The 13779-nt window shown below is 56.1% G+C and carries 13 protein-coding genes; 7 read left to right on the forward strand and 6 right to left on the reverse strand.

Features of this window, described 5'->3' with window-relative positions:
* The first annotated feature begins 108 nt into the window (after positions 1 to 108).
* Entirely contained in the window at positions 109 to 834 is a 726-nt protein-coding gene (locus tag J2X72_RS09290) for a pyrimidine 5'-nucleotidase (RefSeq protein ID WP_209998233.1), read from the forward strand.
* Entirely contained in the window at positions 831 to 1697 is an 867-nt protein-coding gene (locus tag J2X72_RS09295; protein ID WP_310071130.1) for a DUF817 domain-containing protein, read from the forward strand. The genes J2X72_RS09290 and J2X72_RS09295 overlap by 4 nt, the downstream gene beginning before the upstream one ends.
* On the opposite strand, the gene J2X72_RS09300 is transcribed toward J2X72_RS09295, so the two are convergent.
* Complete coding sequence (locus J2X72_RS09300; protein ID WP_209998231.1) at positions 1682 to 2524, reverse strand: LOG family protein; 843 nt, start codon at positions 2522 to 2524, stop codon at positions 1682 to 1684. The two genes, J2X72_RS09295 and J2X72_RS09300, sit on opposite strands and share 16 nt — an antisense overlap.
* Positions 2525 to 2684: 160 nt before the next feature.
* Here J2X72_RS09300 and dapD point away from each other — a divergent pair, with 160 nt between their 5' ends.
* On the forward strand, positions 2685 to 3539 hold the full coding sequence (dapD, locus tag J2X72_RS09305; RefSeq protein WP_310071134.1) for a 2,3,4,5-tetrahydropyridine-2,6-dicarboxylate N-succinyltransferase: 855 nt from the start codon (positions 2685 to 2687) through the stop codon (positions 3537 to 3539).
* Between the two features lie 46 nt (positions 3540 to 3585).
* Here the strand turns inward: dapD and J2X72_RS09310 are convergent, their stop codons facing one another.
* On the reverse strand, positions 3586 to 4602 hold the full coding sequence (locus J2X72_RS09310) for a 2-dehydropantoate 2-reductase (protein ID WP_310071138.1): 1017 nt from the start codon (positions 4600 to 4602) through the stop codon (positions 3586 to 3588).
* Positions 4603 to 4702: 100 nt separating this feature from the next.
* On the opposite strand from J2X72_RS09310, the gene dapE reads away from it, so the two are divergent.
* Together dapE and J2X72_RS09320 are read left to right on the forward strand one after the other, a co-directional pair.
* A complete protein-coding gene (gene dapE, locus J2X72_RS09315) occupies positions 4703 to 5890 on the forward strand; it encodes a succinyl-diaminopimelate desuccinylase (RefSeq protein WP_310071142.1) in 1188 nt (395 codons plus the stop codon).
* Complete coding sequence (locus J2X72_RS09320; RefSeq protein ID WP_209998225.1) at positions 5887 to 6513, forward strand: hypothetical protein; 627 nt, start codon at positions 5887 to 5889, stop codon at positions 6511 to 6513. The genes dapE and J2X72_RS09320 overlap by 4 nt, the downstream gene beginning before the upstream one ends.
* Here J2X72_RS09320 and truA read toward each other — a convergent pair.
* From truA to def, 3 genes are all read right to left on the reverse strand, one after another.
* Positions 6465 to 7250, reverse strand: a complete 786-nt coding sequence (truA, locus tag J2X72_RS09325) for a tRNA pseudouridine(38-40) synthase TruA (protein WP_310071146.1) — start codon at positions 7248 to 7250, stop codon at positions 6465 to 6467. The two genes, J2X72_RS09320 and truA, sit on opposite strands and share 49 nt — an antisense overlap.
* Positions 7251 to 7604: 354 nt before the next feature.
* A complete protein-coding gene (fmt, locus tag J2X72_RS09330; RefSeq protein ID WP_209999766.1) occupies positions 7605 to 8534 on the reverse strand; it encodes a methionyl-tRNA formyltransferase in 930 nt (309 codons plus the stop codon).
* Positions 8535 to 8544: 10 nt separating this feature from the next.
* Entirely contained in the window at positions 8545 to 9075 is a 531-nt protein-coding gene (gene def, locus J2X72_RS09335) for a peptide deformylase (RefSeq protein WP_209998223.1), read from the reverse strand.
* Between the two features lie 113 nt (positions 9076 to 9188).
* Here def and J2X72_RS09340 point away from each other — a divergent pair, with 113 nt between their 5' ends.
* A complete protein-coding gene (locus tag J2X72_RS09340) occupies positions 9189 to 10427 on the forward strand; it encodes a DNA recombination protein RmuC (RefSeq protein ID WP_310071152.1) in 1239 nt (412 codons plus the stop codon).
* Between the two features lie 143 nt (positions 10428 to 10570).
* On the opposite strand, the gene J2X72_RS09345 is transcribed toward J2X72_RS09340, so the two are convergent.
* Positions 10571 to 11533 (reverse strand): cation diffusion facilitator family transporter, encoded by a 963-nt coding sequence (locus tag J2X72_RS09345; RefSeq protein WP_310071155.1) that lies wholly within the window; start codon positions 11531 to 11533, stop codon positions 10571 to 10573.
* A 157-nt stretch (positions 11534 to 11690) separates the two neighbouring features.
* Between J2X72_RS09345 and J2X72_RS09350 the strand changes: the two genes are divergently transcribed.
* Positions 11691 to 13706, forward strand: coding sequence for a hydantoinase/oxoprolinase family protein (locus J2X72_RS09350; protein WP_310071158.1), 2016 nt, complete (start codon positions 11691 to 11693; stop codon positions 13704 to 13706).
* The last annotated feature ends 73 nt before the right edge of the window (positions 13707 to 13779 follow it).

Consider the following 13779-nt stretch of genomic DNA (forward strand, 5'->3'; position numbering starts at 1 on the left):
TAAAAACGGTCGTAGTTCAGACTCTTTTCGTCTATTGATTCGGGAGCGAAACAGAATTTTCTGCATTTGCTTTTTGCCTATCAGAAAACGGCGGAACCTTAATCGCGTATGACAAATCAACCAGAATCTTTGAACTTTGCCCATGTGACCGATTGGGTCTTTGATCTCGACAATACCCTGTATCCACATCATTCAAATCTGTTTTCCCAGATCGATGTGAAAATGACGGACTATGTTGCGGATCTTCTGAAGCTGTCCCGGACCGATGCGCGGCAGATGCAGAAGCAGTTCTACAAGGATTACGGCACGACGCTCAAAGGATTAATGGACCGCTACGAGATTGATCCGGACGACTTCTTACAGAAAGTCCACGATATCGATTATTCCTGGCTGGTGCCGGACCCTTCATTGGCCACCGCCATTCGGCAACTGCCCGGTCGCAAGTTCATTTTCACCAACGGTAATCGCGGACATGCCGAGCGGGCTGCGCGTCAGCTTGGCGTTCTTGACGAGTTTGATGACATTTTCGATATCGTCGCGGCGGAATTACTGCCGAAGCCTGCGCAAGAGACCTATGACCGCTTTTTAGCACTGCACAAGATCGACGCGGCAAGCAGCGTGATGTTCGAGGATCTGGCGCGCAACCTTATCGTGCCGAAAGCCTTGGGGATGACGACGGTGCTGATCGTTCCAAACAATTTCGAACCGACCTTCTCGGAAATATGGGAGCGCGATCCGGGTCATACCGATCACGTCGACTATGTTACGGACAACCTTGCCTCATTCCTCAGCGCCATCCTGCCGGGTCAGGCGGCGCTGAATGTGCCTGCTTGAAGCGGTTAACCTCCGTTGAAGCGATAATCGATGATGCGGCGCATCGTGTGCTCGAACGATTGCCGCAGTCCGGTTTTTCTGGCGCACTTGTCGAGTTTACCGTTTTTGGGATCAAACAGGCCTGGGCTTGTCTCTTCGGTGGTGCGCTGCTCGCTGCAATCATGCTGACGAGGTTGTTCTGGCCCAATGGCAGCTGGCTAGCGCGCTACGACTTTCTCTTTTTTGTAGCCCTCACGATTCAAGTATGCATGTTGGCATTCAAACTGGAGACCTGGGAAGAAGCGAAGGTCATTTTCATTTTCCACGTGGTCGGAACAATCATGGAGATATTCAAAACCCATGTGGGATCATGGATTTATCCGGAAGCGAATATTTTCAGAATCGGTGGAGTGCCGCTGTTTTCGGGTTTCATGTATGCAGCCGTCGGTTCATACATGGCGCGTATCAATCGGATATTCGACATCAGGCTTGAACGCTACCCCTCATTCCCGCTGACGTTTCTGCTCGCCATTGCCATCTATGCCAACTTCTTTGCGCATCATTTCATACCGGACATCAGGGCTGGCCTTTTTGCTGCGACAATCGCCCTGTTTTGGCGCAGCACGATGCATTATCGTGTCTTCCGCTTTCGTCACAAAATGCCATTGCTCGTCGCTTTCTTTCTTGTTGCCATGTTTATCTGGGCTGCGGAAAACATCGGTACCTGGTCAAGGGCTTGGATCTATCCGGCGCAGGCTGACGGATGGGCGCCGGTGTCCTTGGCAAAGCTAGGATCCTGGTATCTGCTGATGATCATTTCCGTCGTATTGGTGACCTGGGTCTATCCGCCACGCGGCAATGACGAGAATCAGGAAAGATCGTAGAACGTTTTGACTACGTCCCAAGCCTCCTCGGCCGTATCGACGAATGTAATCAGCTCGCGATCGGACGGCGAAATGACACCCTGTTCCGCCAAGAAATCGAAGTTGATTGCCTTTTCCCAAAATGGCTTGCCAAAGAGGAGAAAGGGAATGCGCTCCATACGTCCGGTCTGAATGAGGGTAAGGGCTTCGAAAGTCTCGTCCATCGTCCCGAAGCCACCAGGAAAGATCGCCATGGCCTTGGCACGCATGAGGAAATGCATCTTGCGAATGGCAAAGTAGTGGAAGTTGAAGCAAAGTTCCGGCGTCACGTAAGCGTTAGGTGCCTGTTCGTGCGGCAGCACGATATTGAGCCCGATCGTTGGCGCGCCGACGTCCGCGGCGCCACGATTGCCGGCCTCCATCACCCCGGGCCCGCCTCCGGTAACGACAACGAATTCGCGGTTGTAGGTCGTTGAAGAATAGGTCGAGCAAAGCTGGGCGAACTTGCGTGCCTCGGCGTAATAGTGAGAATTGGCTTCGAGGTTCTTCTTCTGGGTTTCGTTTTTTGCGGCCCAGGCAGCGCCGCCCGGTTCCGGAATGCGTGCCCCGCCGAAAAGCACGACGGTGGATCGAATGCCGCGCTCGGCCAGTGCCATCTCTGGCTTGAGCAATTCAAGCTGCAGACGCACGGCGCGAAGTTCACGCTTCGTCATGAAATCCGGATCGGCAAAGGCCAGCCGATAGGTCGGCGATTGGGTCTGCGGCGTTTCCGGCGCGCTCTCGACGCGGCGTACTGCTTCGGAAGAATGTGAGAATGGTGTCCAGCTGTGTTTTTCATCAGTGTTCAATTGTTTTTCTCCTTCTGCGGACACTTATGGCGCTTAGAGACATAAAAATCGATTCGTCTTCCAACAATGTGGCGGTGCGAATTGACGCTCTCGCAGACTTAACATAGTAGCCTTTGTCATTAGCCATAACCCGCCGCCCGTTTAATGGAGTGATCTGAAAATGTCCAAGCCCGATCTGACCAGTCTCGAGAAGACGATCGACAAGGCCTTCGAAGAACGCGATGCAATCAGCACCGAAACGCGCGGCGAAATACGGGAAGCAGTCGAGACCTCTCTTTTGCTGCTCGATAGTGGAGAAGTTCGCGTTGCGGAGAAGCAGGCGAACGGCGACTGGAAGGTCAATCAATGGCTGAAAAGGGCGGTCCTGCTATCGTTCCGCCTTAACCCGATGGGCCTTATCGAGGGCGGTCCAGGTGGGTCGACCTGGTGGGACAAGGTCCCATCGAAGTTTAACGGCTGGGGTGCGACCGAATTTGCCAAATCTGGTATTCGCACCGTTCCGAATGCGATTGTCCGCCGCTCCGCCTATATCGCTCCGGGCGTGATCCTGATGCCGTCCTTCGTCAATCTCGGCGCTTACGTCGATGAGGGGACCATGGTCGACACTTGGGCGGGGGTTGGCTCGTGCGCGCAAATAGGCAAGCGCGTTCACCTGTCAGGCGGGGTCGGCATTGGCGGTGTTCTCGAACCCATGCAGGCCGGACCCACGATCATTGAAGACGATTGCTTCATCGGAGCACGTTCCGAGGTGGTCGAGGGCTGCATCGTTCGCGAAGGTTCAGTTCTTGGTATGGGCGTGTTTATCGGAAAATCGACCAAGATTGTCGATCGCGCTACGGGTGAGATTCTCTATGGCGAAGTCCCTCCCTACTCGGTGGTCGTGGCCGGTTCAATGCCCGGCAATAACGTGCCGGGCGAAAACTGGGGTCCCAGCCTTTACTGCGCCGTGATCGTCAAGCGCGTCGATGAAAAGACGCGTTCCAAGACCTCGATCAACGACCTGCTACGCGATTGATCCCAACCGGGAGAGGGGGGCTGATAGAGCGCGTTCTTCTGGTTGGTCACCCGCGAATGTCTTCGACGGAATGACTTCGCAATGGCTTGCCCTCAACCTTTTTCACACAGGCAGAGATCTTGCGGGTGAGCGGCACTGCGATATTTTTCTCGTCGGCCATCCGAATGATAACCCCCTGCAGATAGTCGATCTCGGTGGCGCGCCCTCGTGACAAATCTTCCCACATGGAGGAGCGGGCGTGCGGATTGATCGCTAACATTCGCGCCGCGACGATGCGAAACAACAAATTGGGCAATCGGAGAATCGAGGGAAGCACGGCGGGCGGTGCCCCCTGCACTTTTGCCGGCGTGATACCGTGCGCTCTCACAACTTTGAGGCCTTCGCTCAGCTGATCCGCCACCAACAGCCGCCAACTTCGGTCGGCCAACTGTTCCACGAGCGGCAGGTTTGAAAGGGCGTTGAGAGCATTGTTGAGATTTGTCAGCAGTTTGCCCCAAAGGATACCCAGCATATCCGGATGCGCCTGAACGGAGAGCCCCGGGACGGAAAGAACATCTGCCAAACCGTCGAGGGTATTGTCGATGAGAATGGTTCCCGGCATTGTCCGCCTTACACTAAGCGGGGTGACGCTAGGCTCAGACTGCACGACATTGAATGGGACCATTCCGGAGATGACAGTCGCTTCAGGATGCAGGTGCTGGCGGAGAGTTTCAGCATTGCCGACACCGTTCTGCAGGCTGACCACAACGATATCGGATGACGCATTTTCCCGTATCGACTTGGCCATCTCTTCGGTAGCGCCGCTCTTGACGGTGACGAGAATAATGTCGGCTTGTCGGAACGCAATCTCAGGGTCGCTTGTCAGGAAAAATTGCCCGGGCTCTACCAGTTTTTCCGATCCATCCGGGTCAGTAATTCTTAGACCATTTTGCTGGAGGCCCTCAATCATCCGAGGCCGAACCAACAGGGTCACTGCCTTGCCAGCCGAAGCGAGACGCCCGCCCACGTAGCATCCGATCGACCCGGCGCCGGCTATGACGATCCGGCTATTAATTCCGATCATGGTGCTGGTCCTTGGTTGAGTCGCCGGTGTCACTAAATCAGACGGAGGAACCCCCATCCAGTGCGTGACAGGATCGTGCTTTTCCATTATCGCTTTGACCATGAAATCCTCGATCGACCCCGTCCAGAACCTTGCCGAACTCATTGCATGTCCGTCGATAACGCCTGCGGAAGGGGGGGCATTGACGGTGCTTCAAGCTATGTTGACGCCGTTGGGCTTTTCCGTGGAAAGACCAACGTTCCGTGAGGACGATACACCGGACGTCGAAAATCTATATGCGCGGCGCTCCGGCAATGGACCTCACCTTATGTTCGCGGGCCACACCGATGTCGTACCCGTCGGCGACGAAGCAGCCTGGACTTACCCGCCATTCTCGGCATCGATCCACAATGGCGAAATGTATGGACGCGGCGCCGTCGATATGAAGGGTGGCATTGCCTGCTTTGTCGCTGCTGTAGGGCGTCATCTGGAGAAGCACGGGGGCCTAAACGGTTCGATATCCTTTGTGATTACCGGCGATGAAGAGGGGCCCTCCATCAACGGAACAGGAAAGCTGTTGGAGTGGGCGAAGGCAAAAGGCGAGAGCTGGGATGCTGCAATTGTTGGCGAGCCGACCAACCCTGACAAGCTGGGTGACATGATGAAAATCGGACGTCGTGGCTCGTTGTCGGGCACGATCGCCGTCAACGGCGTGCAAGGCCACGTTGCCTATCCGCACCTGGCGGACAACCCTGTACGCGGGCTGGCGACGCTGGTCGAGAGCATGCTTTATCCCGCTTTCGACAAGGGAACGAAAGACTTCCAGGCCACCAATCTCGAAATCACCTCGATTGACGTCGGCAACACTGCGGTAAATGTGATCCCGGCAAAGGCCACCGCAACGTTCAATATTCGTTTCAACGACACCTGGACCGATGAGACACTGATGGCCGAGATCCACAACCGTCTCGATAAGGCTTCCGGCCGTCGCAAGCTGCGCCCCAACAAAAAGGCGCCGGTGAACTACGAGCTGACCTGGCGTGACCGTGTAAGTCATGTTTTTCTAACACACGATGAAAAGCTGATCGGAACCTTGACCTCGGCCGTCGAAGCGATAACAGGAAAACGCCCGCAACTATCAACTTCCGGAGGCACTTCGGACGCTCGTTTCATCAAGGATTATTGCCCCGTCGTCGAATTCGGACTTGTCGGAAAGACTATGCATATGGTTGACGAACGGGTGGCGATTGCCGATCTTGAGACACTGACGCAAATCTACGAACGGTTCATCGCGGATTTTTTTGCATGACTACAAGTGAAATGCCGGATTTTGACGAGATTCAGCAATATCTGTGGGGCGCGTGGCGGATGATGAATGGTCATGCCGACGGGCTTGACCAACTCGATTTCTCCGAAGATGGCTTCTGGCAGTCTTTCCATGCGATCACGATTTCCTTGCCGCCGCTTATCCTTGGCTGGATTATTTTCGCCAACGACATGATCTCATTGCAGCCGGAAACGGGTAACCGCTTTTCCATCATGGGCCGGGTGGCGTTCGTCGATCTTGCATCGTGGGTGGTACCGCTGGTGGTTCTCGCCCTCAGTGCCAAGCGGCTTGGTCTTAACAAGCGTTTCAGTCCCTATGTCGTAGCAAGCAATTGGGGAACCGCGATCGGAGCCTGGCTCATGGTCCCAGCGACGCTGGCACGGTTACTCCTGCCCGGCTGGCCCGCTTTGGCCACAGGTTTTGGCCTTGTCCTCTATGGAGGCGTAATGTACCTGACCTATCGCTTGACGCATGTCGCGCTGAAAAAATCCCATGCCTATACGGCCACGTTTTTCCTGGTCATGATTGTCGGATCGCTATTCCTGATGATCCTGCTTCAGAACGTGCTGGGGATTTCTCTGCCCGAACCGGTAATGATGGGATAGTCCACGGCGACAAGATAAAGACCGTACGGTGGTGCCACGGGCCCGCAGGCCTGGCGATCGCGGGCGGCAAGCGCAGCGGTGACATCATCTGCACCCCAGCGCCCGCATCCCACCTCATTGAGCGTTCCGACGAAAGAGCGGATCTGGTTGTGCAGGAATGACCGCGCGGATGCCCTGATCTCGACGATTTCACCGCTGCGTTTCACACTCAAATGATCGAGCGTCTTCACCGGGCTCTTTGATTGGCATTGGGTTGCGCGAAACGTGGTGAAATCATGCGTGCCGATAAGGCGTTGTGCGGCCTCGTGCATGGCCATTTCGTCAAGCGGTTTCTTCACCCACCACGCGCGGTGCGCCTCGAGCGGAGCGGGTGGCCTGCGGTTGACGATGCGGTAAAGATAGTGCCGGCCCGTCGCCGAAAACCGCGCGTCGAAATTTTGCCCGACGAGTTCGACATTGATGATACCGACGGTTTCCCCTGCGATGACGAGATGGGCGTTCAACGCTTCGCGCACCTTGGAACTGGCCCAGTCTTTCGTCAGATCAACATGCGCGACCTGTGCGGTCGCATGCACACCGGAGTCCGTGCGGCCAGCGGCACCAAGCGCAACCGTTTCGCCACAGAATTTGAAGATCGCCTGTTCGATGGCAGCCTGAACCGTGTGACCGTTCTCTTGCCGCTGCCAGCCGGCATACGGCGTGCCGTCATATTCAATGGTGAGCTTGTAACGAGGCACTTAGAGCCTTTCATGCTTGGATGGAAACAGTTCTGTTTCCCGACGCGGAAGGTGGCGAGGCCGATGTCTTTCCATCGTCCGACGCCGCCTGACAAAGTGGGTGTCCGCCAGCCGGAAACCCAGCCATTGGTTTGCTTTGCAAACCAACAAGCTTTCAAACCCGCTGGTCGAATTATCCGCATTTTGAACGAAATGCGGTTCGACCAGTGGGCCGGGTGAATTTGGCCCAATTCCTTCGGGCTTCGGCTTCGTCCGATGGATAAACATCGCCCTCGCCCAATCCCTCGACCTTGAACCAAATTCCCTCCGGCAGAACGCTTCCATCCAGGCATGAAAGGCTCTAGGTCTTGCCATTCATGGCAGGCGCGTTCCCTGTGCGATCTTGGCGCCTCGTTGGAACTCGAGGCTGTCCATGACTTTGCCGCCCGCGCGCTGCAAGGAGCGCAAGCGAATCGCGCCTTCGCCGCAAGCAATGCGCAGATCGTCGCCAAGTACCGTTCCAGGATCACCTACCCCGGTGGCCAGGATCGAGCGCAGCAGTTTTACCCGTTCAAGCTCCTCGCCGATTTCCATCTCGCACCACGCGCCCGGAAACGGGGCAAGGCCGCGTATGCGGTTATGAACATCAATGGCGGCTTGCGTCCAGTCGATGCGCGTTTCCGCCTTGGTGATCTTGGAGGCATACGAGACGCCGTCTTCGGACTGCGGCGTGAGCGTAAGACTGTCGCGCTCCAGTGCCGCCATGGCGCGGACCATCAGATCGGCGCCAGCCATACTAAGCTGGTCGTGCAATTCGCCGGCAGTCATATCGGCCGTGATCTTCACCTTTTCGGCCATGGCGACAGGGCCAGTGTCGAGTCCCTCGTCCATTTTCATGATCATGATCCCGGTTTCCTCATCACCGGCCATGATCGCACGCTGAATGGGGGCAGCTCCGCGCCAACGCGGCAGCAGCGAGGCGTGTCCATTGTAGCAACCGAGCCGCGTGCCCTCGAGAATTGCAGCAGGCAGGATAAGCCCGTAAGCCACGACCACAGCAACGTCGGCCTCAAGGTCCCGAAACGCCTGCTGCTCTTCCTCGGACTTCAAGCTTTTTGGTGTGCGCACTTCGATGCCAAACTGTTCGGCATTTCGCTGCACCGCCGAGGGGGTCAGCTCCAGCCCACGCCGTCCTGCAGGCCGTGGCGGCTGACTGTAAACAGCGACAATCTCATGCCCCTGGCCAATCAAGGCATTGAGGATGGGTACCGAAAATTCGGGTGTTCCCATAAAGACAATACGCAGACTCATCGGCTCACACCGCCAACCGGCTTGGCGGGCGGTCCTTGGCAAGCTTCTTGAATTTCTTCACCACCATCTCACGCTTCAATCGCGAAATATGGTCGATGAACAGAACACCGTTCAGATGGTCGATCTCGTGTTGCAGGCAAGTTGCGAGGAGCCCTTCCGCGGCAACCTCGTGCTGTTTGCCATCGATATCGGCATACGAAATGCGAACCTGGGCCGGTCGCTCGACCTCTGCGTAGTAGTCAGGAATGGAGAGACAGCCTTCCTCATAGACATTTCGTTCCTCGCTCGACGACAATATTTGAGGATTGATGAATATCTGAGGGGCTTTCGGCTCGTCTTCCTTGGCAAGATCGATGACCAGCATACGTAGCGGCTCACCGACTTGAATGGCCGCCAGCCCAATACCGGGCGCGTCATACATGGTGTCCAGCATATCGGCCGAAAACTTGCGCAAATCGGCGTCGAAGCGCTCCACAGGCGTTGATACCTGGCGCAGCAATGGATCGGGAAGAATGACAAGTGGTTTTATAGACATGAGCATCACCTAATATCTCGGCTTTCAACCGTCAATCCGGCCTGAAAGTCGTTTATAAAAATGTTCTCGTTTTGATCTCACATTTGCCGTCCGAATCGGTTAGTCTGCACATTATGGAAACGTCAATTTCTCTGGATCAGACTTTGTTTCAACTTGCCTCGAGCTCTGTGTCGCTCGGTATGGCCCTGCTGATAGCGGGTGTCGCAACAGCGCTGATAGTAATCTTCGCTGTCACTGCAGCGTTACGCTCGACCCGGATGCGCATGGTCGCAGAGATCCAGGCGGAAGACCGGGCGCGCGATGCGGAAGCCCGTATGGGCGAAATTCTGAAAAGCCAGTCGGAGATGCAAGGCCGGATGCAGACAATGGCCGAACTGTTCGGATCGAGGCAGGCTGAACTTAATCAATCGATCCGCGAACGGCTCGATGGAATGACCAGCCGCATCGGCCAGACCATGACGGAACAGACGCAGTCCACACACGAAAATTTGACAAAATTGCAGGAACGGCTGGCGGTCATCGATACTGCGCAAAACAACATCCAGGCTCTCGCCGGCCAGGTTGTGCAACTACAGGCAATCCTTGCCAACAAGCAGACGCGCGGGGCCTTCGGCCAAGCCCGGATGGAAGCGATCATCGCTGATGGCCTGCCACAGGGGGCGTATGAGTTCCAGGCAACGCTCTCCAACGGCAGCAGGCCGGATTGTGTTGTGCGGATGCCGAATGGCGCTCCGAATCTCGTGATCGACGCGAAGTTTCCACTGGAGGCATGGAATGCTATCCGCGAGTCGGAAACACCGGAAACCAGAAAGCTTGCGGCCGCCCAGTTCCGCCGGGACGTCGAGATTCACATTCGCGATGTGGCGGAGAAATATTTGATCAACGGCGAGACCCAGGATACAGCGTTTCTGTTTGTGCCTTCCGAATCGATTTTTGCGGAAATTCACGAGAATTTTGAGCCCGTCGTCCAGAAGGCGCATCGCTCGCGCATCGTGATTGTCTCGCCTTCACTTTTGATGCTTTCAATCCAGGTTATTCAGGCCGTCCTCAAGGATGTGCGTATGCGCGAACAGGCGCATCTCATTCAGGGCGAGGTCATAAGGCTCATGGAAGACGTGGCGCGGCTTGATGACCGGGTGCGCCGCTTGCAGACGCATTTCGGTCAGGCCAACAAGGATATCGACGATATTCTTGTTTCTTCCAGCAAAGTGGCCAAGCGCGGTCAAAAGATTGAAGCGTTGGAGTTTGCCGAAGCGCCTGTCGGCGACCCTCTTAAGGATGCCGAAACGACGCGTTCCGCTGCCTCGGCAACGGGTCAATTGCGCCTGCGGGTGGTTGACGGCGACGATTGATGGACCATATCCTCGGACACTGATCCGGCTGCAGGCTGCAATGCCGAACCGTTCGGCCGGGAGAAGGACCCCGCCCTTCACGCTTCTCCTCGCCTCTTCTTGCCGTTTCAGGCGCCATTTCAATCATATTGACAGGTTTGACCCTAAGCCGCCTCGATCTTCTGACGCCGTGCTTTCCAGGTACCGGTCGTCTGCGGTTTGACGAATAGCGTGGCAATATCGGGATTGGCATGTTTCATCGCGGCTTCGAGACGTTCCACGCAGGCTTCGATTTCCGGTGCCTGGACGTGATCCTCGAACTCGACGCTGAGGCCGGCGACGATTTGTTTGGGTCCCATGTGCACAGTCAATACACCATTGGCTTTCTGAACGTCCGGATCACTATTAGCGATGTCCAGGATTTGCTGTTCGGTTTCGGGCAGCGCCGATTCGCCGATCAGAAGGCCTTTGCTTTCGCGCGCCAGGAAAATCGCTGTCGCGGCAAGGACAAACGAAATGCCAATCGATGCGACCCCGTCGAGCTCCGGCATAGCGAAGACTTGAGCAGTGGAAATACCGATGAAGGCGATGAGCAGCCCAAGCAATGCCGCGGTATCCTCAAACAGTACCGTAAAGACACTGGGATCCTTGCTCTGCCGTACGGCCCGGACATAACCGAGGTTGCCCTTGACCGCTCGAAATTCCTTCAGGGCGACTAACCACGATGCTCCCTCGAAGACAGTTGCAAAGCCAAGCACAACGTAGTTTACAATCGGGTTGGCGACAGGTTCAGGATCCAGGATATGGATGATCCCTTCGTAGAACGACACACCGGCACCGACCGCAAAAACAAGCAACGCAACGATAAAACTCCAGAAATAGAGTTCGCGTCCATGACCCAGCGGATGAGTCTTGTCTGCGGGCCTCGCAGCGCGGCGAAGACCGTAAAGCAGCAGCCCTCCATTGCCGGTGTCCACCAGCGAATGGACGCCTTCAGAAAGCATTGCCGAACTCCCGGTGAAAAAGGCTGCGATAAATTTGGTTGCGGCAATAAGCAGATTGCCAATGATCGCAGCGTAGATCACTTTCTTCGATCCCGCCTGCGTCGTTGCTGATTGTGATGACATCGCGATTCCCCTGACCTTGCGAAACGCCAAATGTTTTGATTGGTTCCGGGCGGGCCACGACCACATGTCTTACAAGGTTGCGGCAGACAATGGTCGGAATGGCGCTAGCTCTGCGACCATTCATGCGATAACCCTGCCTCAAATAGTGCGGGGCATCATGAGTGAATCCACAACTGAAAGTGCTATCTTCCTCGGGTTGGATACCGGCGGTACCTACACCGACGCGGTGCTTTGGTCCGATCAACGCGGCGTCATTGCCAAAGCCAAGTCTTTAACAACCCGGCATGATTTGAGCGTGGGCATTTCCGGCGCTGTAAAGCGCATCATGTCTGAGACATCGATCGCTCCTGCCGACATACGGCTTGTTTCCATGTCGACAACGCTGGCCACCAATGCACTTGTAGAGGGGCAGGGCGGCCGCATCGCGCTTATCATGGTCGGATTCTCCAAAGTCGATCTGGAAAAGGCTGATCTTGGCACGGCTCTCGGATCAGATCCCGTCGTTTTCATCCCTGGTGGACACGATGTCTATGGCCGGGCACAGCCATTCGACACGAGTGCCTTGAGCCAGGCCCTGCCCCAGTTGATGCGAGAGGTAACTGGTTTTGCCGTCTGCGCCTATTTTGCCGTGCGTAATTCTGAACACGAAATCGCAGTTCGCGATCTCGTGCGAGGAGAAACCGGGTTACCCGTCACCTGCAGCCATGAACTTTCGGCCAAATTGAACGGCCCCCGGCGTGCTTTGACTACTGTTCTCAATGCCCGCCTCATCGCCATGATCGACCGGCTGGTGGCTGCAACGGAAAGCTTTCTCGATGAAAGTGGTATCCACGCCCCGCTCATGGTGGTGCGCGGCGACGGCGCCCTTGTCTCTGCTGCTTTTGCCCGGCATCGTCCGATTGAGACCATTCTTTCGGGACCCGCGGCTAGTCTTGTCGGTGCGCGGTACATGACGGGGCTGGATAATGCGATTGTCTCGGACATCGGCGGCACGACCACGGACGTCGCTGTTCTCGACAAGGGTAGGCCTCGGCTCGATCCCAATGGCGCCACGGTAGGTGGTTTCCGTACGATGGTTGAGGCGGTCGCCATGCATACGTTTGGTCTCGGAGGAGATTCGGAAGTCTCTCTCGACGACAATGCTATGGTTCCAGGCATCAAGCTTGGCCCGAGACGGCTCGTGCCCTTGTCGCTGCTCGCTGCCAATCACGGCTCGTTGGTCATCGATCATCTGACGCGGCAAGCAAAGGCGGCCACTGCCGGCCGATTGGATGGGCGTTTTGCGCTTCTTACGGGTGTTCCGGTGCAAATGGCATCCGGTTTGACCAAAAATGAAGCAGAACTATATGGACGCATCACGTCCGAACCGCAGCCGCTGGACAGGCTGTTGAGTTCCATATCACAGGCAACCACCGTCAACCGCCTTGTGGCGCGGGGTTTGGTTCATCTGTCGGGTTTCACGCCCTCGGATGCTTGCCACGTTCTTGGGTTGCAAGATAATTGGAATGCGGAGGCGGCACGTTACGGCGCCATACTCTATGCGCGGCGAAAGGATGGCGCCGGTCGTCCACTCTGCGATACACCCGAGGAAGTCTGCCACCGTACCCATGACGCCCTGATCCGGCGGTCCTCCGAAGTGGTTCTCGAAACGGTTTTTGCCGAGGATGGCCTAGAAGGGCCGGAAACAGTGGCTAGCCCATTGGTTCAGCGTGCCCTTTCGGGCGAGAGCGGGATTGCCGGAGCAAAGCTGGATATAGACCGGCCATTGATCGGACTAGGCGCATCTGCACCGGTCTACTATCCGGCCGTGGGTGACATGCTGGGTACAGAGTGCATAGTCCCTGTCGATACAGACGTCGCCAACGCTTTGGGTGCTGTGGTTGGTCAAGTTCGTGTATCGGTTGAGGCCCATATCAGCCAGCCTACGGAGGGGATCTTCCGCGTCATGGCCGGTGAGGTCGTCAGGGACTTCCAGATTGAGGAAGAATCGATGACCTTCGCCGAAACAACGCTGGAATATCAGGTCGGGCAGTTGGCTTTGGAAGCTGGCACCGATGAAGCACAGATCAGCATCACACGCGACATCAGTGCCGCCACAGTAGAGGATCAGCGCAAGTTCATCGAAGCGGTGGTAATAGCAACGGCTTCCGGCAGACCGCGCATTGCGCATTGAAACATTCTTTCCAATTGGGCTCGACTTCTGCTGCTATTGAAGAATTGACTGACGATGCTTCTGCGTGTTCAAG

Source organism: Phyllobacterium sp. 1468, from assembly GCF_031455525.1.
Lineage (GTDB): Bacteria > Pseudomonadota > Alphaproteobacteria > Rhizobiales > Rhizobiaceae > Phyllobacterium.